General features: G+C 60.9%; 25 protein-coding genes. 14 read left to right on the top strand and 11 right to left on the bottom strand.

From position 1 onward, the window contains the following. The first annotated feature begins 2 nt into the window (after positions 1-2). Together QU606_RS10810 and QU606_RS10805 are read left to right on the top strand one after the other, a co-directional pair. Positions 3-581 (top strand): RNA polymerase sigma factor, encoded by a 579-nt coding sequence (locus tag QU606_RS10810; RefSeq protein ID WP_102625282.1) that lies wholly within the window; start codon positions 3-5, stop codon positions 579-581. Beyond that, the gene (locus QU606_RS10805; RefSeq protein ID WP_024073610.1) at positions 578-1,555 is read left to right on the top strand and encodes a FecR family protein; all 978 of its coding nucleotides are present in this window, start codon (positions 578-580) and stop codon (positions 1,553-1,555) included. Before QU606_RS10810 ends, QU606_RS10805 begins: the two co-directional genes overlap by 4 nt. Here the strand turns inward: QU606_RS10805 and QU606_RS10800 are convergent, their stop codons facing one another. Both QU606_RS10800 and yejK read right to left on the bottom strand, forming a co-directional pair. Next, the gene (locus QU606_RS10800) at positions 1,556-1,906 is read right to left on the bottom strand and encodes a glutaredoxin family protein (RefSeq protein ID WP_168232406.1); all 351 of its coding nucleotides are present in this window, start codon (positions 1,904-1,906) and stop codon (positions 1,556-1,558) included. Continuing rightward, complete coding sequence (gene yejK, locus QU606_RS10795; protein ID WP_024073612.1) at positions 1,906-2,910, bottom strand: nucleoid-associated protein YejK; 1,005 nt, start codon at positions 2,908-2,910, stop codon at positions 1,906-1,908. Before yejK ends, QU606_RS10800 begins: the two co-directional genes overlap by 1 nt. A gap of 398 nt (positions 2,911-3,308) precedes the next feature. Between yejK and QU606_RS10790 the strand changes: the two genes are divergently transcribed. Continuing rightward, positions 3,309-3,590: an HU family DNA-binding protein gene (locus tag QU606_RS10790; RefSeq protein WP_024073613.1), complete on the top strand. Its 282-nt coding sequence runs from the start codon at positions 3,309-3,311 to the stop codon at positions 3,588-3,590. 178 nt (positions 3,591-3,768) lie between these two features. Here the strand turns inward: QU606_RS10790 and rlmF are convergent, their stop codons facing one another. From rlmF to QU606_RS10765, 5 genes are all read right to left on the bottom strand, one after another. Next, positions 3,769-4,785 (bottom strand): 23S rRNA (adenine(1618)-N(6))-methyltransferase RlmF, encoded by a 1,017-nt coding sequence (rlmF, locus tag QU606_RS10785; protein WP_024073614.1) that lies wholly within the window; start codon positions 4,783-4,785, stop codon positions 3,769-3,771. A 238-nt stretch (positions 4,786-5,023) separates the two neighbouring features. Further along, positions 5,024-7,870, bottom strand: coding sequence for a valine--tRNA ligase (locus QU606_RS10780; RefSeq protein ID WP_304998373.1), 2,847 nt, complete (start codon positions 7,868-7,870; stop codon positions 5,024-5,026). Between the two features lie 213 nt (positions 7,871-8,083). Next, a complete protein-coding gene (locus QU606_RS10775; protein ID WP_102625196.1) occupies positions 8,084-8,479 on the bottom strand; it encodes a DNA polymerase III subunit chi in 396 nt (131 codons plus the stop codon). A gap of 7 nt (positions 8,480-8,486) precedes the next feature. Next, entirely contained in the window at positions 8,487-8,915 is a 429-nt protein-coding gene (locus tag QU606_RS10770) for a DNA polymerase III subunit chi (protein WP_024073617.1), read from the bottom strand. A gap of 52 nt (positions 8,916-8,967) precedes the next feature. Next, a complete protein-coding gene (locus QU606_RS10765) occupies positions 8,968-10,458 on the bottom strand; it encodes a leucyl aminopeptidase (RefSeq protein WP_024073618.1) in 1,491 nt (496 codons plus the stop codon). Between the two features lie 284 nt (positions 10,459-10,742). On the opposite strand from QU606_RS10765, the gene lptF reads away from it, so the two are divergent. The 10 genes from lptF (at position 10,743) to tadA (ending at position 21,193) form a co-directional block, all read left to right on the top strand. After that, complete coding sequence (gene lptF / locus QU606_RS10760; protein WP_024073619.1) at positions 10,743-11,861, top strand: LPS export ABC transporter permease LptF; 1,119 nt, start codon at positions 10,743-10,745, stop codon at positions 11,859-11,861. Further along, entirely contained in the window at positions 11,854-12,933 is a 1,080-nt protein-coding gene (gene lptG, locus QU606_RS10755; RefSeq protein WP_069075321.1) for an LPS export ABC transporter permease LptG, read from the top strand. Before lptF ends, lptG begins: the two co-directional genes overlap by 8 nt. Before the next feature lie 151 nt (positions 12,934-13,084). Next, positions 13,085-14,884 carry a translation elongation factor 4 gene (lepA, locus tag QU606_RS10750; protein ID WP_017526267.1) on the top strand — a complete coding sequence of 600 codons (1,800 nt, stop codon included), beginning with the start codon at positions 13,085-13,087 and terminating at the stop codon, positions 14,882-14,884. Between the two features lie 5 nt (positions 14,885-14,889). Then, a complete protein-coding gene (gene lepB, locus QU606_RS10745) occupies positions 14,890-15,744 on the top strand; it encodes a signal peptidase I (RefSeq protein WP_024073621.1) in 855 nt (284 codons plus the stop codon). A gap of 146 nt (positions 15,745-15,890) precedes the next feature. Then, the gene (rnc, locus tag QU606_RS10740) at positions 15,891-16,580 is read left to right on the top strand and encodes a ribonuclease III (RefSeq protein ID WP_024073622.1); all 690 of its coding nucleotides are present in this window, start codon (positions 15,891-15,893) and stop codon (positions 16,578-16,580) included. Next, a complete protein-coding gene (gene era, locus QU606_RS10735) occupies positions 16,573-17,475 on the top strand; it encodes a GTPase Era (protein WP_024073623.1) in 903 nt (300 codons plus the stop codon). Before rnc ends, era begins: the two co-directional genes overlap by 8 nt. A 163-nt stretch (positions 17,476-17,638) precedes the next feature. After that, positions 17,639-18,328 carry a DNA repair protein RecO gene (gene recO / locus QU606_RS10730; protein ID WP_024073624.1) on the top strand — a complete coding sequence of 230 codons (690 nt, stop codon included), beginning with the start codon at positions 17,639-17,641 and terminating at the stop codon, positions 18,326-18,328. A gap of 51 nt (positions 18,329-18,379) precedes the next feature. Continuing rightward, entirely contained in the window at positions 18,380-19,123 is a 744-nt protein-coding gene (gene pdxJ / locus QU606_RS10725) for a pyridoxine 5'-phosphate synthase (RefSeq protein ID WP_024073625.1), read from the top strand. 190 nt (positions 19,124-19,313) lie between these two features. After that, entirely contained in the window at positions 19,314-20,696 is a 1,383-nt protein-coding gene (locus tag QU606_RS10720) for a multicopper oxidase family protein (protein ID WP_041161105.1), read from the top strand. Next, complete coding sequence (tadA, locus tag QU606_RS10715) at positions 20,696-21,193, top strand: tRNA adenosine(34) deaminase TadA (protein WP_024073627.1); 498 nt, start codon at positions 20,696-20,698, stop codon at positions 21,191-21,193. Before QU606_RS10720 ends, tadA begins: the two co-directional genes overlap by 1 nt. Positions 21,194-21,272: 79 nt before the next feature. Here the strand turns inward: tadA and cmoB are convergent, their stop codons facing one another. From cmoB to QU606_RS10695, 4 genes are all read right to left on the bottom strand, one after another. Further along, the gene (gene cmoB, locus QU606_RS10710; RefSeq protein WP_024073628.1) at positions 21,273-22,229 is read right to left on the bottom strand and encodes a tRNA 5-methoxyuridine(34)/uridine 5-oxyacetic acid(34) synthase CmoB; all 957 of its coding nucleotides are present in this window, start codon (positions 22,227-22,229) and stop codon (positions 21,273-21,275) included. Next, a complete protein-coding gene (gene cmoA, locus QU606_RS10705) occupies positions 22,226-22,969 on the bottom strand; it encodes a carboxy-S-adenosyl-L-methionine synthase CmoA (protein ID WP_024073629.1) in 744 nt (247 codons plus the stop codon). Before cmoA ends, cmoB begins: the two co-directional genes overlap by 4 nt. Before the next feature lie 142 nt (positions 22,970-23,111). Continuing rightward, complete coding sequence (locus QU606_RS10700; RefSeq protein ID WP_024073630.1) at positions 23,112-23,753, bottom strand: lysoplasmalogenase; 642 nt, start codon at positions 23,751-23,753, stop codon at positions 23,112-23,114. A 1-nt stretch (position 23,754) separates the two neighbouring features. Beyond that, positions 23,755-24,144 carry a protease inhibitor I42 family protein gene (locus tag QU606_RS10695; RefSeq protein WP_024073631.1) on the bottom strand — a complete coding sequence of 130 codons (390 nt, stop codon included), beginning with the start codon at positions 24,142-24,144 and terminating at the stop codon, positions 23,755-23,757. A gap of 206 nt (positions 24,145-24,350) precedes the next feature. On the opposite strand from QU606_RS10695, the gene QU606_RS10690 reads away from it, so the two are divergent. Further along, positions 24,351-25,388 (top strand): IS110 family transposase, encoded by a 1,038-nt coding sequence (locus QU606_RS10690; protein ID WP_168233670.1) that lies wholly within the window; start codon positions 24,351-24,353, stop codon positions 25,386-25,388. Positions 25,389-25,667: the final 279 nt, after the last annotated feature.

Raw genomic sequence — 25,667 nt, 5'->3', positions numbered from 1 at the left:
CCATGATGATCAGCCCGCCACCCGAACCCCAGGACAGCCCGCATACCGATGCGGCGGGTGGGCGCGCACATTTTCTACAGGTGTTCCTGTCCCAGCGTTCGCAGATGGAAGCCCTGGTCAGCCGTCGCGTGGGTTGCCGCGCGACGGCGGCCGACCTGGTGCAGGACCTGTTCCTGCGCTTCTGGCGCCGGCCCCTGGTACAGGTTGAAGAGCTCAGTACCTACTTGCTGCGCTGCGCCGGCAATATCGCCATCGACCACTTGCGCAGCGAAGGCGCCCGCGTGCGCAGCAACGAAGGCTGGCTGCCGGAGCAGCAGGATAACCAGGGTTCAGAACCCCAGGCGGCATTGGAGGCGGGCAACGACCTGCGCCATGTCGAGGCCGCCTTGCGCAGTTTGCCGGAACGCACCCGGCATATTTTCCTGCTTAACCGCATCCATGGCCGCAAGTACGCGGACATCGCCAAGGCCATGGGGCTGTCCCAAAGCGCGGTGGAAAAACATATGATGCGTGCCCTCGAAGCCTGCAAAGCCAGCCTTCGTGAGCCATCGCCTCTACGCACGCCAGGGAAAGCACCGTGAACGTCACCCCCACGCCCGACCAGGAACACGCCGCACTGGCCTGGCTGAGCCTGCTGCACGACCAGCCCAGCAGCGGCGACCAGGCTACCTTCAGCCGCTGGCTGCGGGCTGACCCGGCGCATGTGGAGGCCTATGCCCAGGCCCAGGTGGTGTGGGAATTGAGCGAAGTGCCGGCGCGCCTGTTGGCCGACGAAGAGGCCCTGGCCTTGCAGGGCTATCTCAATGCCATGAGCGCCAGCAGGCGTTCGCGAGTGGTGCGCTGGTCCGGTGCGCTGGCCACGGCCGCGTGCCTGCTGGTGATGGTGTCGATGGCCGCGGGTTGGCAGCCGTCGCGCTGGATCGATGACTTTGGCGCCGATTATGTGAGCGCGCCGGGGGAAGTGAAGACCGTCACCCTGGCCGACCAGTCCCAAGTCACCCTGGATGCCGACAGCGCCATCGCCGTGGATTTCAGCCAGGGCGAGCGGCATATCCAGCTGCGGCGCGGCGCGGGCTTTTTCAGCGTGACGCACACGGGGGAGCCATTCGTGGTGGCGGCGGGCAGTGGTGAGGCGCGGGTGCTGGGCACGCAATTCGAAGTGCGCCTGCAAGCGGCAGGGGCTCAGGTCACGGTGTTGTCGGGACGGGTGGGTGTGACACCTTCCAGGCAGGCTCAGCAGCAAATTCTTACGGCTGGGCAACAAGTGGCCTACGCCGAAGGCGTCGCAGAACCCCTGCACGCGGTCGACAGCGAATCGCGCCTGGCCTGGCGCGACGGCTGGCTCAACTACTACAAGGCGCCCCTGGCGGATGTGCTCAAGGACCTGGGCCGTTACTACCCTGGCCGCATCGTGCTGCTCAACGACGAGATGGGGGCCAAGCGGGTCAGCGGCAGCTTCCCGAGCAAAGACCCGCAGGCAGTACTGAACGCGTTGCAGGCGGTATTGGGCTTCGAACAGCACAGCCTGCTGGGGCGAATGATCGTGGTGCGCTGATTACTTCAGCGCGGCCATGATCTTCTCGGGGCTGTACTCGCGGATCAGCGTGCCGTTCACCGCCACGAACGGAATCCCGCCGCCGCCCAACGCTTCATAGGCCAGGCGTGCCTGGGCGTCCTTTTCGATATCGAGCGCCTGGTACGGAATGCCTTTCTGGTCGAGGAAGCGGCGGATCTGCTTGCAGTAGCCACACCATTGGGTGGCATACAGCACAACGTGGGCCGAAGCCCGCGTCTGCTCCGAGACCACCTGGGACGGGTTGAACAGCCGTTCGACCTTGCCCCAGTTCTGGATCACGACCACCACCAGCAACACCAGCAGGACTTTTTTAAAGACCCCGCCGAGCATCAGTTACGGCGCTTGAGCTGGTCGGTCAGTTGGGTCGGCAAGCCCTTGATGATCAAGGTGCCGGCGGCTTCGTCATACTCGATCTTGTCGCCCAGCAAGTGCGCTTCAAAACTGATGGACAGGCCCTCGGCGCGGCCGGTGAAGCGGCGGAACTGGTTGAGCGTGCGCTTGTCGGCGGGAATTTCCGGCGACAGGCCGTAATCCTTGTTGCGGATATGGTCGTAGAACGCCTTGGGCCGATCCTCATCGATCAAGCTCGACAGTTCTTCCAGGCCCATGGGTTCGCCGAGCTTGGCCTGGCTGCTGGCGTAATCCACCAGGGTCTTGGTTTTTTCGCGGGCAGATTCGTCCGGCAGGTCTTCGCTTTCGACGAAGTCGCTGAAGGCCTTGAGCAGGGTGCGGGTTTCGCCCGGCCCGTCGACGCCTTCCTGGCAGCCGATAAAGTCGCGGAAGTACTCCGAGACCTTCTTGCCGTTCTTGCCTTTGATAAACGAGATGTACTGCTTGGATTGCTTGTTGTTCTGCCACTCGGAGACGTTGATGCGCGCCGCCAGGTGCAGCTGGCCCAGGTCCAGGTGGCGCGATGGGGTCACGTCCAGCTCATCGGTCACCGCCACGCCTTCGCTGTGGTGCAGCAGGGCGATGGCCAGGTAGTCGGTCATGCCTTGCTGGTAGTGGGCAAACAGCACATGACCACCGGTGGAGAGGTTGGATTCTTCCATCAGCTTCTGCAGATGCTCGACGGCGGTGCGGCTGAACGCAGTGAAATCCTGGCCACCTTCGAAATAGTCCTTCAACCAGCCACTGAACGGGTGCGCGCCGGACTCGGCATGGAAGTAACCCCAGGCCTTGCCTTGTTTGGCGTTGTAGCTCTCGTTGAGGTCGGCAAGCATGTTCTCGATAGCGGCCGACTCGGCAAGCTCGGAGTCGCGGGCGTGGAGAACTGCGGGTGTGCCGTCGGGTTTTTTGTCGATCAGGTGGACGATGCAATGACGGATCGGCATAGGCTTCTCGGCTGGTTGAGCGGGGAGCGGTTGGCCTCCCCGAAAAGTTGCCCAGTGTACCGCACCCATTGGCCAAGACACGCGTCGAAGGGGTTTTGGATGCTCTCCGACGGGGTATATGCCTTTTTTTCACGGTTTAGAGCGATAAAGCTGACCAAATGGCTAGGTAGAAGCGGATATTTCCCCGTCTCTGTGCTAGTTTTGCCCCGTCTTACGCCATGACTCGGCGTTAAGCGTGCATTCAGCATCTGTCAGGTCGAACCAATCCCCGTTTCAAGCATCTATAACCCCGATCTCCGTGGTTATAGCCGGGGGTGCCAGGCCATGACGGTCGGGCTCGACGGCTGACACTGCACTCTGCAATATCCATATGAATTTGATAGGGAAGGAACACCACAATGGCTTTGACTAAAGACCAACTGATCGCTGATATCGCTGAAGCTATCGACGCGCCAAAAACCACCGCGCGCGCAGCTCTGGACCAACTGGGCCAGATCGTTGCTGATCAGCTGGAAAACGGCGGCGAAATCACTCTGCCAGGTATCGGCAAGCTGAAAGTGACCGAGCGTCCTGCCCGTACTGGCCGTAACCCTTCGACTGGCGCTGCCATCGAAATCGCTGCCAAGAAAGTTATCAAGCTGGTTGTGGCCAAAAGCCTGACCGACGCTGTTAACAAGTAAGACGCAGCAAAAAAAAACCGTGCTCCGGAGCGATCCGGGCACGGTTTTTTGTTGCCTGCGATTTTTTACCTGTAGGAGCGAGCTTGCTCGCGAAGGCCGTTAACGATAACGCGGCCATCCCGGATGAATGCGGTGTCTTGGCGTTTTTCGCGAGCAAGCTCGCTCCTACAGGTTGGCGTCAGCGCACCCAGCGCTGGCGCCAGATCTGCTGTTCGTTCTTGGTCTGGAAGGTCCAGGCGACAAATCGGCTGGTCTTCTGGCCTTGGGACATTTCCACTACGCGGCTTTCCAGCACGCCGGCTTTTTTCAGTGCCGTTTCGATCGCGGGCAAGTTCGACGCTTTTGATACCAGGGTGCTGAACCACAACACCTTGTGGGCAAAATTCGCGCTTTCGGCGATCAGTTGCGTCACAAAGCGCGCTTCGCCGCCTTCGCACCACAGCTCGGCCGATTGGCCGCCGAAGTTCAACACCGGCAATTTGCGTTTTGGATCGGCCTTGCCCAAGGCGCGCCATTTGCGTTCACTGCCCTTGGTGGCCTCGTCCATGGACGCGTGGAACGGCGGGTTGCACATGGTCAGGTCAAAGCGCTCGCCCGGCTCCAGCAGGCCCAGCAGGATGTGCTTGGGGTTGGTCTGCTGACGCAGTTGGATCACCTTGTTCAGCCCGTTGGACTGCACGATGGCCTTGGCGGCTGCGACGGCTGTCGGATCAATCTCAGAACCGAGGAAGTGCCAGCGGTAGTCGCTGTAGCCAATCAGTGGGTAGACGCAGTTGGCGCCCATGCCAATGTCCAGCACCTTGACCGGCGCACCACGTGGGATCACACCTTCGTTGACGCTGGCCAACAGGTCGGCGAGGAAATGCACATAGTCCGCACGCCCCGGTACGGGGGGGCACAAGTAATCCGCCGGGATATCCCAGTGCTGGATACCATAGAAGGCTTTGAGCAGCGCCCGGTTGAACACCCGCACGGCGTCGGGGCTGGCGAAATCGATGCTTTCCTTGCCGTAGGGGTTGATGATCACGAATTGCGCCAGTTCCGGCGTGGTCTTGATCAGCGCCGGGAAGTCGTAACGACCCTGGTGGCGGTTGCGCGGGTGCAGGGTGGCCTCTTTACGCGGCACCACGGGCTTGGCCGTGGCGGCGGTTTTAGGCTTCTTGCGCGGAGGTTTGGGCGTGCTGGGGGCGGTCATGATGATTCTGGTGTTGGCTCAAAGTGGTGGGCATTGTCACACATCCTGAGCTCAACTCGGGCAAATGTGGGAGGGGGCTTGCCCCCGATAGCGAATCTATCAGCCAGGCTTGTGTTGACTGATCCACCGCTATCGGGGGCAAGCCCCCTCCCACATTGACTGTATTGCCAGCAAGGGATTGGGAAACGCCAGGCAAAAAAAGAGACCCGAAGGTCTCTTTCTCCACGGGAATCAAGCCTTACAGGCTGGAAATCCGCGCATGTTGCTCGGCCAATTTGCCCAGGGCCTGTTCAGCCTCGGCCAGCTTGGCGCGCTCTTTCTCGATCACTTCAGCCGGCGCCTTGTCGACGAACGCCGCGTTGGACAGCTTGCCGCCCACCCGCTGCACTTCGCCTTGCAGGCGTGCGATTTCCTTGTCGAGACGGGCCAGTTCCGCGCCCTTGTCGATCAGGCCGGCCATCGGCACCAGCACTTCCATGTCGCCGACCAGCGCGGTGGCGGACAACGGCGCTTCTGCACCTTCAGCCAAGACGGTGATCGACTCCAGCTTCGCCAGCTTCTTGAGCAGCGCATCGTTTTCGCTGAGGCGACGCTGGTCTTCGGCACTGGCGTTCTTCACGAACACCGCCAGTGGCTTGCCCGGCCCGATGTTCATCTCGGCGCGGATGTTGCGCGTGCCGAGCATCAAGGTCTTGAGCCATTCGATATCGCTTTCGGCAGCCTCATCGATGCGCGCTTCATTGGCCACTGGCCAAGGTTGCAGCATGATGGTCTTGCCTTGGATACCGGCCAGTGGCGCGAGGCGCTGCCAGATTTCTTCGGTGATGAACGGCATGAACGGATGCGCCAGGCGCAGCGCCACTTCCAGCACGCGTACCAGGGTGCGGCGGGTACCGCGCTGGCGTTCGATCGGTGCATTCTCGTCCCACAGTACCGGCTTGGACAGTTCCAGGTACCAGTCGCAATACTGGTTCCAGATGAACTCGTACAAGGCCTGGGCAGCCAGGTCGAAACGGAACTGGTCGAGCTGGCGGGTCACTTCGGCTTCGGTGCGTTGCAACTGCGAGATGATCCAGCGGTCGGCCAGGCTCAGTTCGACGGCTTCGCCGTTCTGACCGCAGTCTTCGCCTTTATCCAGCACGTAGCGCGCGGCGTTCCAGATCTTGTTGCAGAAGTTGCGATAGCCTTCGACGCGGCCCATGTCGAACTTGATGTCGCGGCCGGTGGACGCCAGTGAGCAGAAAGTGAAGCGCAGGGCGTCGGTGCCGTAGCTGGCAATGCCGTCGGCGAATTCGTCGCGGGTCTGTTTCTCGATCTTCTTCGCCAGTTTTGGCTGCATGAGGCCCGAGGTGCGTTTCTGTACCAGGGTTTCCAGGTCGATGCCGTCGATGATGTCCAGCGGGTCGAGGACGTTGCCCTTGGACTTGGACATCTTCTGGCCCTGGCCATCGCGCACCAGGCCGTGGACGTACACGGTCTTGAACGGTACCTGCGGGGTGCCGTCTTCGTTCTTGACCAGGTGCATGGTCAGCATGATCATCCGGGCAACCCAGAAGAAAATGATGTCGAAACCGGTGACCAGCACGTCGGTGGAGTGGAATTTCTTCAGGAATTCGGTCTGTTGCGGCCAGCCCAGGGTGGAGAACGTCCACAGGCCGGAGCTGAACCAGGTGTCCAGTACGTCGTTGTCCTGTTGCAGCGCAACGTCCGCGCCCAGGTTGTGCTTGGCGCGTACTTCGGCTTCGTCGCGGCCGACATAGACCTTGCCTGACTCGTCGTACCAGGCCGGAATGCGGTGGCCCCACCACAGTTGGCGGCTGATGCACCAATCCTGGATGTCACGCATCCAAGAGAAGTACATGTTTTCGTATTGCTTGGGCACGAACTGGATACGGCCGTCTTCCACGGCGGCAATCGCCGGCTCGGCCAGCGGTTTGGTGGACACGTACCACTGGTCGGTCAGCCACGGCTCGATCACGGTGCCGGAGCGGTCGCCCTTCGGCACTTTCAGGGCATGGTCGTCAACGCTGACCAGCAGGCCGGCGGCGTCGAACGCGGCGACGATCTGCTTGCGCGCTTCAAAACGGTCGAGGCCGGCGTATTCAACCGGGATCTTGCCGTCGATGCTGTCGTTCAGCGTGCCGTCCAGGTTGAACACCTGGCAGGCTGGCAATACGGCGGCGTTCTTGTCGAAGATGTTCAGCAGCGGCAGGTTGTGGCGCTTGCCGACTTCGTAGTCGTTGAAATCGTGGGCCGGGGTGATTTTCACGCAGCCGGTGCCGAACTCCGGGTCGCAGTAATCGTCGGCGATAATCGGGATGCGGCGGCCGACCAATGGCAGTTCGACGAATTTGCCGATCAGCGCCTGGTAGCGCTCGTCGTTCGGGTTCACCGCGACGGCGGCGTCGCCGAGCATGGTTTCCGGACGGGTGGTGGCGACGATCAGGTAGTCGTTGCCTTCAGCGGTCTTGGCACCGTCGGCCAGCGGGTACTTGAGGTTCCACAGGAAGCCTTTCTCGTCGTGGTTTTCCACTTCGAGGTCGGAGATCGCCGTGTGCAACTTGGTGTCCCAGTTGACCAGGCGCTTGCCACGGTAGATCAGGCCGTCTTCATGCAGGCGCACGAAGGCTTCTTTCACGGCTTCCGACAGCCCGTCGTCCATGGTGAAGCGCTCGCGGCTCCAGTCGACGGACGAACCCAGGCGACGGATCTGGCGGCTGATATTGCCACCGGACTGGTCTTTCCACTCCCAGATTTTTTCCAGGAATTTCTCGCGGCCCAGGTCGTGACGGCTCTGGCCGGTGGCTTCGAGTTGGCGTTCCACCAACATCTGGGTGGCGATACCGGCGTGGTCGGTACCCGGTTGCCACAGGGTGTTGCGGCCCTGCATGCGGCGGAAACGGATCAACGCATCCATGATCGCATTGTTGAAGCCATGGCCCATGTGCAGGCTGCCAGTGACGTTCGGTGGCGGAATCATGATGGTGTAGGACTCGCCCGCGCCTTGCGGAGCGAAATAATTCTCGGACTCCCAGGTCTGGTACCAGGAAGTTTCAATAGCGTGCGGCTGGTAGGTCTTATCCATGCGCGGCGGGACCCTAGTTGGCATTAATTCAGGAAAGCCGGCAAGTATAACGAGGGATAAGGCGCAGGGCGAGGCGAAGACAGGCTTAAGGCGCATGCGATCAAGTGTGGGAGGGGGCTTGCTCCCGATGGGGGCGTGTCAGTCGCTGCATGTATTGATTGACCCAGCGCTATCGGGAAGCAAGCCCCCTCCCACAGGGGGGATGCGTAGGGCTCAGGACTGGTATTGGCTGAGCAACCGCTCCATCCGCGCATCCAGCCGGCGCTTGATCTCGGTTTCGATGTGCGGGGCGAAGTCGTCGATCACGTCCTGCATGATCAGTTGCGCGGCGGCGCGCAGTTCGTTGTCCAGGTGCAACAGCAGGGCATCAGGCGCCTTTTCGGTCGCTGGCGCAGCGGGCGCGGTCTCTACCACGGGGGCTGCGGCGACAGGCTCCGCAGCGGCAGGATTGCCCCCGACCATGTCGAACAGCAGCGGAATCTGGGGCTCGCCGCTGACGGTCTCGGTTAACAGCGGCGGTTGGAGGTTGTCATCACCCAGCAACTGACGGATCGACTCCAGGTCGTCCAGCAGGTGGTCATCTTTTTTTAGAGGGTTGGGAGTGTCCATCATGTGCTCAAAGTCGTTGTAGCCGGTGATCTTGCAGAGGATAGCCCTGTTCGCGATAGAAACGGAAACTCTCACGCGCGGCCTGACGAATAGCCGGGTCTTCCACCACCACTTCCGCCACGCGGGCGAATGCCTTGGCAAAAACCGGTACTTTCAGGTCGAGGTTGACCAGCAGGTCATGGTGGTCGCCGCAGCTGTCCCCCAAACCCAGGACGACCTGGCCTTCGGGTTCTGATTCGGCGGGACCATGGGGCACGAAGCTCTCGCCCTTGAAGCGCCACAGGCGGGCGTCCAGTTCGTCGCGTTGGCCGGCATCGCTGCAATGCAGGTAGATGCGGTGGCCCATGCGCCAGGCTTTTTCGGTGAGCTTGCAGGCAAAGTCCAGGCGCGCGAGCGGATCGGCGCTGGGCAATATATAGAAGTCAACTTGGGTCATTGCGGTTCCTGGAGCCCGAGGCGGCTATTGCGCCGCCCCGAGGTCACGGTTTTCAGGCCTTGGCGCGATCCAGCAGGTATTGGGTCAGCAGCGGCACCGGACGGCCGGTGGCGCCCTTGTCCTTGCCGCCGCTGGTCCAGGCGGTGCCGGCGATGTCCAGGTGCGCCCAGTTGAAGTTCTTGGCGAAGCGCGACAGGAAGCAGGCCGCGGTGATGGTGCCGGCTTTCGGCCCGCCGATGTTGGCGATGTCGGCGAACGGGCTGTCCAGTTGTTCCTGGTATTCATCGAACAGCGGCAATTGCCAGGCGCGGTCGTCGGCGGCCTTGCCGGCGCTGAGCAGTTGCTCGATCAACTCGTCGTTGTTACCCAGCAGGCCCGAAGTATGGGAGCCCAGGGCAACGATGCAGGCACCGGTCAGGGTGGCGATGTCGATCACGGCCTGTGGCTTGAAGCGCTCGGCGTAGGTCAGGGCATCGCACAGCACCAGGCGGCCTTCGGCGTCGGTGTTGAGGATTTCCACGGTCTGGCCGCTGAGGGTGGTGACGATATCGCCCGGACGGCTGGCACCGCCGCTCGGCATGTTCTCGGCGCAGGCCAGGATGCACACCAGGTTGATCGGCAGCTTGAGTTCCAGTACGGCGCGCAGGGTGCCGAACACGCTGGCGGCGCCGCCCATGTCGTACTTCATCTCGTCCATGCCCAGGCCCGGCTTGAGGCTGATACCGCCGGTGTCGAAGGTGATGCCTTTACCTACCAGGGCGTAAGGCTTCTCGGACTTCTTGCCGCCGTTGTATTGCATCACGATCAGGCGGGGTGGCTGGTCGCTGCCCTGGCCCACGGCATAGAACGAGCCCATGCCCAGTTCCTTGATCTTCTTCTCATCCAGGACTTCGACTTTCAGGCCCTTGAACTCTTTGCCCAATGCCTTGGCCTGTTCGCCCAGGTAAGTCGGGTGGCAGATGTTCGGCGGCAGGTTGCCCAGGTCGCGGGTGAACGACATGCCGTTGGCGATGGCCTGGGCATGGCTCACGGCGCGTTCGACTTCAGCCTGGGCGGCCTTGATGGTCAGCAGGGTGATTTTCTTCAGGGCACGGGGTTCGGCTTTCTGGCTCTTGAACTGCTCGAAGCTGTAGCTGCCGTCCACCAGGCTTTCTGCCAGCAGGCGGGTCTTGCCGTAGCTGTCGCGGCCCTTGACGATGATTTCATCGAGTGCCAGGGTCGCATCGCTGCCGCCCAGGCCCTTGAGGGTGTTGAGGATGCCGCTGATGATCTTGCGGAACGGGCGGTCGCCGAGCTCAGCGTCCTTGCCCACGCCGACCAGTAATACGCGGTCGGCCTTGAGGTTGGGCAGGCTTTGCAGCAGCAGGCTCTGGCCGACTTTGCCGGCCAGGTCGCCGCGCTTGAGCACGGCGCTGATGGCGCCCCCGCTCAGTTCGTCGAGTTGTTTGGCGGCGACGCCGAGCTTGCGGCCTTCGCCGATGGCGACCACGAGGGTGGCGGTTTTCAACGTTTCGGGGCTAACGCTTTTTACAACCAATTCCATTTTTCGGGTCCCTTATAAAGGTCGGTGAGCCTGGCGTGTATACCCAGGCTTTAAAGCTTGGCGGCCAGTAGACCGCCAGCGACAAAGGCCGCAGTTTGAACCTCGCCGGCGGAGCCTGACAACCCTTGCAGCGCGCTTTGTGCATGCGTATGAGCAAGCTCCGTGACAGGCGTGGTCAATCACAGGATAATGCGCCATCTTTTTAGCCGGCCTGCATCAAACGGGCCGACTCAGTAAGCTTGCTTGTTTGGCCGCCTTAGCCTGACAACCCTGGAGTGTCTGGTTTGATCGTCTTCCGTTATCTGTCCCGCGAAGTCCTGTTGACCCTGAGTGCCGTGAGTGCGGTGCTGCTGGTCATCATCATGAGTGGTCGTTTCGTCAAATACCTGGCCCAGGCTGCCTCCGGCGCCCTCGACCCAGGCTCGCTGTTCCTGATCATGGGCTTTCGCCTGCCGGGCTTTTTGCAGCTGATCCTGCCCCTGGGCCTGTTTCTCGGCATCCTGCTGGCCTATGGCCGTCTGTACCTCGAAAGCGAAATGACCGTGCTCTCGGCCACCGGCATGAGCCAGCAACGCCTGCTGGGCATGACCATGATCCCCGCTGCCGGTGTCGCCCTGATCGTGGCCTGGTTGAGCCTGAGCCTGGCTCCCCAGGGCGCCATGCAATTCCAGCTGGTGCTGAACAAGCAGGACGCCATGACCGAGTTCGACACCCTCGAACCGGGCCGTTTCCAGGCGCTCAATGACGGTTCCAGGGTGACCTACACCGAGACCCTGAGCGACAACCGCGCCAACCTCGGAGGCGTGTTCATTTCAGAGAAGCGCCTGGGGCAGGACAAGAAAGACCGTGGCATTTCCGTATTGGTCGCCGATTCGGGCCGCCAGGAAGTGCGTCCCGACGGCAGCCGCTACCTGATCCTGGAAAACGGCTATCGCTATGATGGCAGCCCGGGGCAGGCTGATTACCGTGCCATCAAGTACGACACCTATGGCGTGATGCTCGCCCGTCCGGATGTCAGCGACGAGGTCACCGATCGCGATGCCATTCCTACGCAGGAATTGCTCGGCAGCAAGGAGTTGCGCTCCATCGCCGAGCTGCAATGGCGCATTTCCCTGCCGCTGCTGGTGTTTATCGTGACCCTGATGGCCGTGCCGCTGTCTCGCGTCAACCCGCGCCAGGGCCGCTTCCTCAAGCTGTTGCCGGCGATCCTGCTGTACATGGCTTACCTGACCATCCTGATTTCCGCCCGTGGCTCCCTGGAGAAAGGCAAGCTGTCGCCGATCCTGGGCCTGTGGTGGGTACATGGGATGTTCCTGATGATCGGCCTGGGGTTGCTCTATTGGGAACCTATACGCCTGAAAATGAAGAGCCGTAGTGGCCAGAAGGAGTTGGCTCGTGGCTAAGCTCGATCGCTACATTGGTAGCAGCGTACTGATCGCCATCCTGGCGGTATTGGGCATTATTCTGGGCTTGGCGTCGTTGTTCGCCTTCATCGATGAAGTGGGCAACGTCAGCGACACCTACACCGTGTGGGACGTGCTGAGCTACGTGGCCCTTACCGCGCCCCGTCGCCTCTACGACATGATGCCCATGGCCGCGCTGATCGGTTGCCTGATTGGCCTGGGCAGCCTGGCCAGCAACAGCGAGCTGACCATCATGCGCGCCGCCGGGGTTTCCATCGGCCGTATCGTCTGGGCGGTGATGAAGCCCATGCTGCTGCTGATGCTCTGCAGCGTGCTGATCGGCGAATACGTGGCGCCACCGGCCGAAACCACCGCCCAGGCCAATCGCGCCCTGGCCCAGGGGTCGGGGGATGCGCAAAGCTCCAAGCACGGCCTGTGGCACCGCCAGGGGGATGAGTTCATCCACATCAACGCCGTGCAGCCAGGTGGGCTGCTGATCGGGGTGACGCGCTACACCTTCGACAAGGAACGCCACATCCTGTCGTCCAGCTTTGCCAAGCGCGCCCAGTTCGCCAATGAACAATGGCAACTGACCGACGTCACCACTACCTATTTCCGCAATGTCGGCCAGGGCACCAAGGCCACCACGGAAGTGATCAATGTGCCGTCCGAACAGTGGGACATCGCCCTGAAGCCGGAACTGCTCAATACCGTGGTGATGATCCCGGAAAGCCTGCCGATCTCCGGGCTGTGGGGCTATATCCACTACCTCAAGGACCAGGGCCTGAACAATGGCCGTTACTGGTTGGCGTTTTGGGTCAAGGTGTTGCAGCCAGTGGTCACCGCTGCGCTGGTACTGATGGCGATTTCGTTCATCTTCGGCCCATTGCGCTCCGTAACCCTGGGCCAGCGGGTGTTTACGGGCGTGCTGGTTGGCTTCACCTTCCGCATCGCCCAGGATTTGCTCGGCCCTTCCAGCCTGGTGTTCGGTTTCTCGCCGCTGTTTGCGGTGCTGGTGCCGACCGCCATTTGCGCCCTGGCCGGGTTCTGGCTGTTGCGGCGCGCCGGTTGATGCTGCGCTTATGAACAAAAAATGCCCCGTTCGCAAGACCGGGGCATTTTTGTTCTGGTCAGCAAAGATGACGTTTGGCCTGAGCTTCAGGTACAATTCCCGGCTATTTTTCAGCGGGCAATCTGCCTGCAGCCTTTTTGAGTGTTGATCCGTGAGTGATTTGAGTCATATCCGCAATTTCTCCATCATCGCCCACATTGACCATGGTAAGTCGACGCTGGCCGATCGATTCATCCAGATGTGCGGCGGCCTTGCCGAGCGTGAAATGGAAGCCCAGGTTCTGGACTCCATGGACCTCGAACGCGAGCGCGGGATCACCATCAAGGCCCACAGCGTTACCCTGTACTACACCGCCCGAGACGGCATCAAGTACCAGCTGAACTTCATTGACACCCCAGGCCACGTTGACTTCACCTACGAAGTCAGCCGGTCCCTGGCGGCCTGCGAAGGCGCGTTGCTGGTGGTGGACGCGGGGCAGGGCGTGGAAGCCCAGTCCGTGGCCAACTGCTACACCGCCATCGAGCAGGGCCTGGAGGTCATGCCGGTGCTGAACAAGATCGACCTGCCCCAGGCCGATCCGGACCGCGTGAAGGAAGAAATCGAAAAAATCATCGGCATTGACGCCACTGACGCCGTCGAGTGCAGCGCCAAGACCGGCTTGGGCGTCGACGAAGTGCTCGAGCGCCTGGTCAAGACCATTCCCGCGCCGACCGGCAATATCGAAGATCCGCTGCAAGCGTTGATCATCGACTCCTGGTTCGACAACTACCTGGGGGTTGTCTCCCTGGTACGCGTGCGCCACGGCCGTGTGAAGAAGGGCGACAAGATCCTGGTCAAGTCCACCGGCAAGATCCACCTGGTGGACAGCGTCGGTGTATTCAACCCCAAGCACACCGCCACCGTTGATCTGAAAGCCGGCGAAGTGGGCTTCATCATCGCCGGTATCAAGGACATTCATGGTGCCCCAGTGGGTGACACCCTGACCTTGAGCTCCACCCCTGACGTCGACGTGCTGCCAGGCTTCAAGCGCATCCAGCCGCAGGTCTACGCGGGCCTGTTCCCGGTCAGCTCCGACGACTTCGAAGACTTCCGCGAAGCCCTGCAGAAGCTGACCCTCAACGATTCGTCGTTGCAGTACACCCCGGAAAGCTCCGACGCCCTGGGTTTTGGCTTCCGTTGCGGCTTCCTCGGCATGCTGCACATGGAGATCATCCAGGAGCGCCTCGAACGCGAATACGACCTGGACCTGATCACCACCGCGCCAACCGTTATTTTTGAGTTGCTGCTGAAAAACGGTGAAACGATTTACGTCGACAACCCGTCCAAGCTTCCAGACCTGTCTTCGATCGAAGACATGCGCGAACCGATCGTGCGCGCCAATATTCTTGTGCCGCAGGAACACCTGGGCAACGTCATTACCCTGTGTATTGAAAAGCGTGGCGTACAGCACGACATGCTGTTCCTCGGTACCCAGGTACAAGTGACCTACGATTTGCCGATGAACGAAGTGGTCCTGGACTTCTTCGACCGTCTCAAATCCACCAGTCGCGGCTATGCTTCGCTGGATTACCATTTCGATCGTTACCAATCGGCTAATCTGGTGAAACTGGATGTGCTGATCAACGGCGACAAGGTCGATGCCCTGGCACTGATCGTGCACAAGGACAACGCGCACTACAAAGGTCGGCAGTTGACCGAGAAGATGAAAGAACTGATTCCGCGCCAGATGTTCGACGTCGCGATCCAGGCCGCCATTGGCGGGCAGATCATTGCGCGGACTTCCGTCAAGGCACTCAGAAAGAACGTACTGGCCAAATGCTACGGTGGCGACGTCAGCCGTAAGCGCAAGCTGCTTGAGAAGCAAAAGGCCGGTAAAAAACGCATGAAGCAAGTGGGCAACGTGGAAATTCCACAAGAAGCCTTCCTTGCGGTGCTCAGGTTGGATAGTTAGGTCCTATGTCGCTAAATTTCCCGCTGTTGCTGGTCATCGCCGTTGCCGTTTGCGGTCTCCTGGCGTTGCTCGATCTGGTGTTCTTCGCCCCGCGTCGGCGGGCGGCTATCGCGTCCTATCAGGGCAGCGTCAGCCAGCCCGATGTCGTGGTGCTCGAGAAGCTGAACAAAGAACCGTTGCTGGTTGAATACGGCAAATCGTTCTTTCCGGTGCTATTCATCGTGCTGGTATTGCGCTCGTTCCTGGTGGAGCCGTTTCAGATCCCTTCGGGGTCGATGAAACCGACCCTGGACGTGGGTGACTTCATCCTGGTGAACAAGTTTTCCTACGGGATTCGCTTGCCGGTGATCGACAAGAAGGTCATCGAGATCGGTGACCCGCAGCGCGGCGACGTGATGGTGTTCCGCTACCCAAGCGATCCGAACGTCAACTACATCAAGCGTGTCGTGGGCCTGCCGGGTGACGTGATTCGCTACACCAGCGACAAGCGCCTGTTCGTCAATGGCGAGTCGGTGGCGGAGAAATTGATCGGCACCGAGCCGAACACCTTGGGCAGCGCCGAGCTGTACCGGGAAAAGCTCGGTACGGTAGAGCACGAAATCCGCAAGGAAATGAGCCGCTACCGCGCAATGCCTGATGGCGAGTGGAAAGTGCCTGCCGGGCACTACTTCATGATGGGCGACAACCGCGACAACTCCAATGACAGCCGCTACTGGGATGACCCTACTATTCCCAAGGATCTGCTGGGCATGGTTCCCGACCAGAATATCGTCGGCAAGGCCTTCGCGGTCTGGATGAGTTGGCCGGAACCTAAGCTCAGCCACCTGCCGAACTTCTCGCGGGTCGGGCTGATCAAGTAAGACAGGCGGCGCTGTGATCACAGCGCCGAATGCTTTTCTGGGGCTTGGACATTTCCGGCCTCATGCAGCATCAACCAGGATTTGAATTTGAACACTGCGTCAATCGTCGATGGCCGCCGGTGCCACCAAACAGATATGGGTAAACCGTGAGCGTTTCTTTAAGTCGTCTCGAGCGTCTGCTCGGCTACACCTTCAAGGATCAGGAATTGATGGTCCTTGCCCTCACACACCGCAGCTTTGCAGGGCGTAATAACGAACGCCTGGAATTCCTCGGTGATGCCATCCTCAATTTCGTCGCCGGTGAAGCCCTGTTCGAGCGCTTCCCCCAAGCCCGTGAAGGCCAGCTGTCGCGCCTGCGCGCGCGCCTGGTTAAAGGCGAGACCCTGGCCGTGCTGGCCCGTGGTTTCGGCCTTGGCGAGTACCTGCGCCTGGGGTCCGGTGAGTTGAAGAGCGGCGGTTTCCGTCGTGAGTCGATCCTGGCCGACGCCCTTGAGGCGTTGATCGGTGCGATCTACCTGGATGCTGGCATGGAAGCGGCCAAGGAGCGGGTGACGGCCTGGCTGACGTCGGAAATCGAAAGCCTGACCCTGGTCGACACCAACAAAGATCCCAAGACCCGCCTGCAGGAATTCCTGCAGTCCCGCGGGTGCGAACTGCCACGTTACGAAGTGGTGGATATCCAAGGTGAGCCCCATTGCCGCGTGTTCTTCGTGGAATGTGAAATCACCTTACTGAATGAAAAAAGCCGAGGTCAGGGTGTGAGCCGTCGTATTGCCGAACAGGTAGCGGCCGCCGCAGCACTGATTGCCCTGGGCGTGGAGAATGGCCATGACTGATTCAACCGCAACACGCTGTGGCTATGTTGCCATCGTCGGCCGTCCCAACGTGGGCAAGTCCACGCTGCTGAACCACATCCTCGGCCAGAAGCTCGCGATCACCTCGCGCAAGCCGCAGACCACTCGCCACAACATGCTGGGCATCAAGACCGAAGGCGCCGTGCAGGCGGTCTACGTCGACACTCCAGGTATGCACAAAGGCGGCGAGAAGGCCCTGAACCGCTACATGAACAAGACCGCCTCGGCCGCGTTGAAAGACGTCGACGTGGTGATCTTCGTGGTCGACCGCACCAAGTGGACCGACGAAGACCAGATGGTCCTCGAGCGCGTGCAGTACGTCACCGGCCCATTGATCGTCGCGCTGAACAAGACCGACCGTATCGAAGACAAATCCGAACTGATGCCGCACCTGACCTGGCTGCAGGAACAACTGCCCAATGCCCAGATCATGCCGATCTCGGCCCAGCACGGGCATAACCTCGAAGCCCTGGAACGCGTGATCGCCGGCTACCTGCCGGAGAACGAGCACTTCTTCCCGGAAGACCAGATCACCGACCGCAGCAGCCGTTTCCTCGCCGCTGAACTGGTGCGCGAGAAAATCATGCGCCAAATGGGCGCAGAGCTGCCGTACCAGATCACCGTTGAAATCGAAGAGTTCAAGCAGCAGGGCAAGACCTTGCATATCCATGCGCTGATCCTCGTCGAGCGTGACGGCCAGAAGAAAATCATCATTGGCGACAAGGGCGAGCGCATCAAGCGTATCGGTACCGAAGCGCGCAAGGACATGGAATTGCTGTTCGATTCCAAGATCATGCTCAACCTGTGGGTGAAGGTGAAGGGTGGTTGGTCCGATGATGAGCGCGCATTGCGCTCCCTGGGTTACGGCGACCTGTAAGGTCTTGAGTACACCGCAGGACTGAAAGTGTGGGAGGGGGCTTGCCCCCGATAGCGGTGGGTCAGTTGATAGATAAGTGACTGAACCACCGCCATCGGGGGCAGGCCCCCTCCCACATTAGGTTTATGTTGTTTTCAAGATTGCCGTCAGCCGTGAGAACCCCATGTCCTCAACCCCACCTCCCAGCCAACTCGCCTACGTCCTGCACAGCCGCGCCTACCGTGAGACCAGCGCCCTGGTGGACTTCCTCACGCCTCAAGGTCGCCTGCGTGCGGTATTGCGTAGCGCACGGGGCAAGGCGGGCACATTGGCACGGCCCTTCGTGGCGTTGGACGTGGAGTTTCGTGGCAAGGGCGAGTTGAAAAACGTCGGCCGCCTGGAAAGCGTCGGCACTTCAGCCTGGCTCAATGGCGATGCACTGTTCAGCGGCCTCTACCTCAATGAGCTGCTGATCCGCCTGCTGCCCGCCGAAGACCCGCACCCGGCGGTCTTCGATCACTATGCTGCCACCTTGCTGGCCCTGGCCGAGGGTCGCCCCCTGGAGCCATTGCTGCGGGCATTCGAATGGCGCCTGCTCGATGACCTGGGCTACGGTTTCGAGTTGAACAACGACCTGCATGGCGAGCCCATCGCCGCCGACGGCATGTACCGCCTGCAAGTCGATGCTGGCCTGGAGCGCGTGTATCTGTTGCAACCGGGCCTGTTCCAGGGCACCGAACTGCTGGCCATGAGCGAAGCCGACTGGAGCGCCCCCGGCGCCTTGTCCGCCGCCAAGCGCCTGATGCGCCAGGCCCTCGCGGTCCACCTGGGTGGACGGCCGTTGGTCAGTCGCGAGTTGTTTCGAAAGCCCTGACATCCCCGTGTATGCTGTGCACCGTTTCTTTCCCTTTTCAGGAGCGCTTCCGTGACCACCAGCAATCGCATTCTTCTTGGCGTCAACATCGACCACGTCGCTACCCTGCGCCAGGCCCGGGGCACCCGTTACCCTGACCCGGTCAAGGCCGCGCTGGACGCCGAAGAAGCGGGCGCCGACGGCATCACCGTGCACCTGCGCGAAGACCGCCGTCACATCCAGGAGCGCGACGTGTTGCTGCTCAAGGACGTGCTGCAAACCCGCATGAACTTCGAAATGGGCGTCACCGAGGAAATGATGGCGTTCGCCGAACGCATCCGCCCGGCGCACATCTGCCTGGTACCGGAAACCCGCCAGGAACTGACCACCGAAGGCGGCCTCGACGTGGCCGGCCAGGAAGCGCGGATCAAGGCCGCCGTGGAGCGCCTGTCGAAGATCGGCAGCGAAGTGTCATTGTTCATCGACGCCGATGAGCGCCAGATCGAAGCCTCCCGTCGGGTCGGCGCGCCGGCTATTGAACTGCACACCGGCCGTTACGCCGACGCCACCACACCGACCGACGTGGCGGATGAACTGCAGCGCATCATTGACGGTGTGAACTGCGGCCTCACCGAAGGCCTGATCGTCAACGCCGGTCATGGCCTGCACTACCACAACGTCGAAGCCGTGGCCGCGATCAAGGGCATCAACGAGCTGAACATCGGCCATGCGCTGGTGGCCCACGCGTTGTTCGTCGGTTTCAAAGGCGCCGTCGCCGAGATGAAAGCCCTGATCCTGGCGGCCGCCAAGCACTAAAAACAGCGCAAATCCAATGTGGGAGGGGGCTTGCCCCCGATGGCGGTGTATCAGTCAGCAAGTCTGTACCTGACCCACCGCTATCGGGCAAGCCCCCTCCCACATGAGAAGTCTTACTGTTTAGCCGTTGCAGGTGTATCGTATCTGCCCTTTGCAGGCCCTGCGCCTGCGGCAGATACGTGAGGTTGTTGTGTCCCGATCCTTTTCCCGTCGACAAATCCTGGGTGGTCTTGCAGGCCTGGCCGTAGTGGGCGTCGGTGCCGGTGGCGCCTACCGCTACTGGCTGGGAAAGGTCGCCGAAGCCGAAGCAGGGCACGATTACGAACTGATCGCCGCGCCGCTCGATGTGGAACTGGTGCCGGGGCACAAAACCCAAGCCTGGGCCTTCGGCCCGTCAGCACCGGGTACTGAACTGCGTGTGCGTCAGGGCGAGTGGCTGCGAGTGCGCTTTATCAACCACCTGCCGGTCGCCACCACCATCCACTGGCACGGCATTCGCCTGCCGCTGGAAATGGACGGCGTACCCTACGTCTCGCAATTGCCGGTGCTGCCCGGCGAGTACTTCGACTACAAGTTCCGTGTGCCGGACGCCGGCAGCTACTGGTACCACCCCCATGTGAACAGCAGCGAAGAGCTCGGCCGTGGCCTGGTCGGCCCGCTGATCATTGAAGAGCGCGAACCCACGGGTTTCAAGCACGAGCGCACCCTCAGCCTGAAAAGCTGGCACGTGGACGAAGAGGGCGCGTTTGTCGCCTTCAGCATTCCACGCGAGGCGGCGCGGGGCGGTACGGCGGGGCGCCTGTCGACCATCAATGGCGTGTCCCAGGCGGTGATCGACTTGCCGGCCGGGCAGATTACCCGCGTGCGTTTGCTCAACCTCGACAACACCCTGACCTACCGCATCAACATCCCCGACGTCGAAGCGCAGATCTACGCGCTGGATGGCAACCCCATCGAGCCGCGCCCATTGGGCAAGGAATACTGGCTGGGCCCGGGCATGCGCATCTGCCTGGCGATCAAGGCACCGCCGGCGGGCGAGGAGCTGTCGATCCGTAACGGACCCGTACGCCTGGGCACTTTCCGCTCAGTCGCCAACACCGACGCGCCCACCGAGTGGCCACCGGCGTTGCCGGCCAACCCGATTGCCGAGCCCGACCTGGCCAATGCGGAGAAACTCAACTTCAATTTCGAGTGGGTCGGTTCGGTGTCGGTCAACGTCGACAACGGCAAGCCGCCGAGCCTGTGGCAGATCAACGGCCAGGCCTGGGACATCACCGACAAGACCTGCGCCGACCGCCCGATTGCCAAGCTGGAAAAGGGCAAGAGCTACATTTTCGAATTGAAGAACATGACCCAGTACCAGCACCCGATCCACTTGCACGGCATGAGTTTCAAGGTCATCGCCTCGAACCGCCACAAGGTGATCCCGTATTTCACCGACACCTACCTGCTGGGCAAGAACGAACGCGCCCGCGTGGCGTTGGTGGCGGATAACCCGGGGGTGTGGATGTTCCATTGCCACGTGATCGACCACATGGAAACCGGCCTGATGGCCGCGATCGAGGTGGTGTGATGCGCCAGTTTCGCCCCACGGCGATCATCGACCGCAGCCGCGACCAGGACTTCATGCGCGAAGCCCTGGCGCTGGCCGCCCAAGGCGCGGCACTGGGCGAAGTGCCGGTGGGCGCGGTGCTGGTGCAAGACGGTGAAATCATCGGCCGCGGTTTCAACTGCCCGATCAGCGGCAACGATCCCAGCGCCCATGCGGAAATGGTCGCCATCCGCGCCGCCGCCCAGGCCGTGAGCAACTATCGCCTGCCCGGCAGCACGCTGTATGTGACCCTCGAACCGTGCAGCATGTGCGCCGGCCTGATCGTGCATTCGCGGATTGCGCGGGTGGTGTACGGCGCGCTGGAGCCCAAGGCGGGAATTGTGCAGAGCCAGGGGCAGTTTTTTACCCAAGGGTTTCTCAATCATCGGGTGTTGTTTGAAGGCGGTGTGCTGGCCGAGGAGTGCGGCACGGTGTTGAGCGAGTTCTTCAAGGCCCGCCGAGCCAAGCCCCAAATCTAACCAACACTGAAAATCCAATGTGGGAGGGGGCTTGCCCCCTCCCACATTTGGATTTCTGTTGTTCCAGGAAGATCAGCGGTTACTTCTTGGCGATGATCACCGCCCGCATCGGTGCCGGCAGCCCTTCAATGGTCTTGCTGTGGTCCTCGGGATCGAGGAAGTCACTCAACGACTGATACTTCATCCACGCCGTCCCGCGCTGTTCCTGCACCGTGGTCACGCTCACATCCACGCAGCGCACATCACTGAACCCGGCCCGGCGCAACCACAGCATCAGCGCCGGCACCGACGGCAGGAACCACACGTTACGCATCTGCGCATAACGGTCTTCCGGTACCAGCACCTGTTGTTGATCGCCTTCCACCACCAAGGTTTCCAGGACCAGTTCACCGCCCTTGATCAAGGTGTCCTTCAGCGCCAGCAGGTGTTCGATCGGCGAGCGACGGTGATAGAAAACCCCCATGGAAAACACCGTGTCGAAGCCTTCCAGGTTCGCCGGCAGGTCCTCGAACGGGAATGGCAGGTGCCAGGCCCTGGGTTCGGACAGGTAACGCTGTACGGCCTGGAACTGGCAGAAGAACAGCCAGTTCGGGTCGACGCCGATCACGCTGTCGGCCCCTGCGCCGAGCATGCGCCACATGTAGTAACCGTTGCCGCAGCCCACATCGAGGATGCGCTTGCCTTTCAGGTCCAGATGGGGCGCCACGCGCGACCACTTCCAGTCCGAGCGCCATTCGGTGTCCACATGCACGCCGAACAGATGAAACGGGCCTTTGCGCCACGGGCTCAGGCCCATCAGCGCGGTGTGCATTTGCGCGCGGGTGGCGTCGTCGCAGGCGGTGTCCAACACCAGGCCATTGAGCAGGTCGATCTCGGTGGGCTGGATCTTCGGCAGTGCATCCAGTGCACTCTGCCAGCGCTCCAGGTCGCCATGGCCCTTTTCCATCTTGCTATCGAGCTGCGCTTGCAGGCCCTGGGCCCAGACAGCCAAGGGAGTGCCGACCAGATGGCGGGCGAGGGGGGACAAATCAATCATGGCAAGGCAATCAACGAGGCAAAGTTAAGACACTGGAACCACGGCACGACTTTCGAAAACCCGGCCGCCAACAGGCGTTCGCGGTGTTCTTCAAGGCTGTCGGGCTTCATGACGTTTTCGATGGCGCTGCGCTTCTGGGCGATTTCCAGTTCGCTGTAGCCGTTGGCGCGCTTGAACGCGATATGCAGGTCGGTGAGCAGTGCGTGCTCTTCAGGATCATTGAAACGCAGCTTTTCCGAGAGGATCAACGCACCGCCCGGCAGCAGTGCCTGGCGGATGCGCCCAAGCAACGCCAGGCGCTGCTCGGGGGCGATGAATTGCAGGGTGAAGTTCAGGGCCACCACCGAGGCGGGTTGGAATTGCAACCCGAGGATATCGCCCTCGATCACCTCCACCGGCAGCAGCTCCTGGAACATCGAGTCCTGACCATTGAGGTATTGGCGGCAACGCTCGACCATCGCCGCCGAATTATCCACCGCGATCACCCGGCAGCCGTCAGTGCGCACATGGCGACGCAGGGCCTGGGTCACCGCGCCCAGCGAAGAACCCAGGTCGTAGAGCACGCTGTGGGGCTGGGCAAACTGCGCCGCGAGTACACCGAGGTTTTCGACGATGGTCGGGTAACCGGGCACCGAACGCTTGATCATGTCGGGGAATACCCGCACCACGTCCTCGTTAAAGGCGAAGTCCGGCACCTGGGGCAGGGGCTGGGCGAATAGGCGATCGGGTTCTTTGCTCACGGTTGTTCCGGCGACGAGGGGGAAAGGCCGGCATTTTAGCCAAGTTGCTCATCGGATGCGCGGGTTGTCTGATTTGTGGTAATGAGCGGGCTTGTCGAATCGTCGCACCGCCCCCATCGGGCTACGCAGCAGCCCCGGACTATCAAGGCCACCGCGGCTTCTGGGTGAATGCCGATGCGGTGATGCCCCACTGTCCCAGCCAGTAAGTCACGATCAATAAATAGGGCGCGGCCTCGAATGACACCACAAATCGATTGATACCGATCAGGGTGTCGGAAAACACAAACGACGCGGCCCCTGCCGCCGCCAATGCGGCTGAACGCTTCGGCACCTCACTGCCCAGTCGGGCCAACGCACGCCAGAGCATGGCGCTGATCACCAGCGCGTAAATCACCACGGGTATCAGCAAATCACCGAGGCCGTGGGCAATCAGAATGCTCAACAAGATCGCGCCCACAGCGAGTGCCAGTACCAGCGGCAGCAGTGCCAGGCGGCGGCAGTCGCTGAAATACGCCTTGAGGTATGCCAGGTGGGCAAACAGAAACGCGCCGAGGCCGAAGATAAAGAGATCGCCCGGCCATGCCAGCAGCACATCGCCGGCCAGGGAAAAAATCAGCCCAAGGCTGATCCAGCGTCGGTAGTCGGTCGGCGGTGCATCATGTAACCAGCCCAGCAGCGCCAGTACCGGCAATGGCTTGACCAGCAAGCAAAGCAGGGTGGCGTGGGTGCTCAGGCCATAGATAAAGGTACCGGCCCCCATCAGCGCAAGAATCAGCCATGGCATATCAGTTCACCGTGATGGCGCAGTCGAAGGTCTCGGCGGGTTCGGCTTCCGGTTCCCAGGGTTGCTGGGAGGTCAGGCGCAAACGTCCCTGGCCGGTGGCAAAGGCCTGGAAGCGCCAGGTGGACTGGCCGCCACCGCCGATCACGCCGGACTCTTTGCTGTTGTAGACCTCGGGGCTCAGGGCACGCAGCACGCCACCCGCCGAATCCTGGATTGCCCAGCGGTAGCCAGTAGTGGGGTTGCTCGGCAGGGTGAGGATCAGGTTTTGCCCAGGTTTAAGCTGGAGCGGGCAGGCGCTCTGTTCTTCCACGGTGACGTTTTGCTTGGGGGCACTGGCGCACGCGGCCAGCAGGGCAAGGCTCAAGGGGAGAAGCAGGCGGGCAGCAGTCATGGGGGCTCCGTTCATTCACGACGAAGGGCGAGCATAACCGAAGATGAGACAAGGTGTGACAAGAGGCAGCAGAGCGCCCTTTGTGGTGAGCACGCTTGTTGTGGTGTACAGACTTATTGTGGTAATGGGATGGACGCCCCCTTCCTAACGGCATCTATGTGCCAAAGTTAAAGTGTTACCCACACTTAACGGAAGGGAGCGTCCTCATGAAGCTTACGACTGTTTCGGTTGACTTGGCAAAAGCCCTGTTTCAACTTCACGCGATCGACGAACAAGGAAAAACGGCGCTAAGGAAGCAGCTTAAACGTGAACAAGTTGTACCGTTTTTTGCCACGTTAGAGCCGTGCCTGGTGGGCATGGAGGCATGTGGCGGAGCCCACTACTGGGCAAGAAAACTGCAGGCACTTGGTCATACGGTCAAGTTAATGGCACCGAAATTTGTGAAGCCCTATGTGAAGTCGAACAAAAGCGATGTAGCTGACGCAGAAGCAATCTGTGAAGCCGTTACTCGGCCCAACATGCGCTTTGTGCCGATCAAGACGGTAGAGCAACAAGCTATTCTGGCCGTGCATCGCGCACGGCAGGGATTCGTAAAGGCCAGAACGGCACAAGCTAATTCGATTCGTGGACTTCTTGGAGAGTTTGGCGTGGTCTTGCCGCAGGGCATTCGGCATATTACCGAGCGTTTGCCGGGCATTTTGGAAGATCGTGACAACGCTCTTCCTCGATCTTTGCGCCAACTGATGCAGCGTTTGAGTGAGCATTTCAAAGAGCTGGATCGACAGGTCGTCGAGTTGGAACGGGAGATTCAACAATGGCATCGCAGCAATGAAGACAGTTGCCGCCTGGCAGAAATACCAGGAGTCGGCCCGCTCACTGCAACCGCGCTAGTGGCGTCAGTGGGTGATGCGAAGAATTTCACTAATGGTCGGCAAATGGCAGCATGGCTGGGGTTGGTGCCACGACAACATTCCAGCGGAGGAAAGCCCACGTTGTTGGGGATCAGTAAACGGGGCGATGGTTATTTACGCACTTTGCTGGTTCACGGCGCTCGGTCGGTGGTTCGAGTGGTGGAGAGTAAAACAGATCCTTCGGCGGATTGGCTGAAGGGGTTATTGGCTCGTCGGCACACCAACGTTGCAGTTGTTGCTCAGGCTAATAAAACTGTCCGGATAGCCTGGGCACTATTGGCCCATGGCAGCAAGTTCCGAGCCGACTACACCCCTGATGTAACAGGGGCGTAGCCGGCTCGGTGGAATCAAAAAGTGGTGCGTTAGAGGGAGTATTTCCAAGGTTGCTCAGGCGATCATGACGTGATGGCAAGACAGGTAGGACCGGGATCGGGTAACTCTGCTCCGCTCACAGCGCTTCGAGCGCGTTGTGGTGATAAGAGCCCGATCAGCGAATTCCATCAGGGACAGAGGCATAGCCTCACTTAAAGTCCGGATGTATGGCTGCAACCTTATCCCGTCTGTGTTTTCACGAATTGAGCGCTTGGCATACTGGGGGCGTCCATGTATGAG

This window comes from Pseudomonas sp. OVF7 (assembly GCF_030644265.1).
GTDB lineage: Bacteria > Pseudomonadota > Gammaproteobacteria > Pseudomonadales > Pseudomonadaceae > Aquipseudomonas > Aquipseudomonas gorinensis.
Note: the sequence above shows the minus strand (reverse complement) of the source record. Positions and strands in the feature narration are given on the sequence as shown.

Coding starts and splice junctions, on each gene's coding strand:
- QU606_RS10810 (WP_102625282.1), top strand. CDS start 3: ATGATGATCAGCCCGCCACCCGAACCCCAGGACAGCCCGCATACCGAT.
- QU606_RS10800 (WP_168232406.1), bottom strand. CDS start 1,906: ATGCTCGGCGGGGTCTTTAAAAAAGTCCTGCTGGTGTTGCTGGTGGTG.
- yejK (WP_024073612.1), bottom strand. CDS start 2,910: ATGCCGATCCGTCATTGCATCGTCCACCTGATCGACAAAAAACCCGAC.
- QU606_RS10790 (WP_024073613.1), top strand. CDS start 3,309: ATGGCTTTGACTAAAGACCAACTGATCGCTGATATCGCTGAAGCTATC.
- rlmF (WP_024073614.1), bottom strand. CDS start 4,785: ATGACCGCCCCCAGCACGCCCAAACCTCCGCGCAAGAAGCCTAAAACC.
- QU606_RS10780 (WP_304998373.1), bottom strand. CDS start 7,870: ATGGATAAGACCTACCAGCCGCACGCTATTGAAACTTCCTGGTACCAG.
- QU606_RS10775 (WP_102625196.1), bottom strand. CDS start 8,479: ATGGACACTCCCAACCCTCTAAAAAAAGATGACCACCTGCTGGACGAC.
- QU606_RS10770 (WP_024073617.1), bottom strand. CDS start 8,915: ATGACCCAAGTTGACTTCTATATATTGCCCAGCGCCGATCCGCTCGCG.
- QU606_RS10765 (WP_024073618.1), bottom strand. CDS start 10,458: ATGGAATTGGTTGTAAAAAGCGTTAGCCCCGAAACGTTGAAAACCGCC.
- lepB (WP_024073621.1), top strand. CDS start 14,890: ATGTCGCTAAATTTCCCGCTGTTGCTGGTCATCGCCGTTGCCGTTTGC.
- era (WP_024073623.1), top strand. CDS start 16,573: ATGACTGATTCAACCGCAACACGCTGTGGCTATGTTGCCATCGTCGGC.
- recO (WP_024073624.1), top strand. CDS start 17,639: ATGTCCTCAACCCCACCTCCCAGCCAACTCGCCTACGTCCTGCACAGC.
- tadA (WP_024073627.1), top strand. CDS start 20,696: ATGCGCCAGTTTCGCCCCACGGCGATCATCGACCGCAGCCGCGACCAG.
- cmoB (WP_024073628.1), bottom strand. CDS start 22,229: ATGATTGATTTGTCCCCCCTCGCCCGCCATCTGGTCGGCACTCCCTTG.
- QU606_RS10700 (WP_024073630.1), bottom strand. CDS start 23,753: ATGCCATGGCTGATTCTTGCGCTGATGGGGGCCGGTACCTTTATCTAT.
- QU606_RS10695 (WP_024073631.1), bottom strand. CDS start 24,144: ATGACTGCTGCCCGCCTGCTTCTCCCCTTGAGCCTTGCCCTGCTGGCC.
- QU606_RS10690 (WP_168233670.1), top strand. CDS start 24,351: ATGAAGCTTACGACTGTTTCGGTTGACTTGGCAAAAGCCCTGTTTCAA.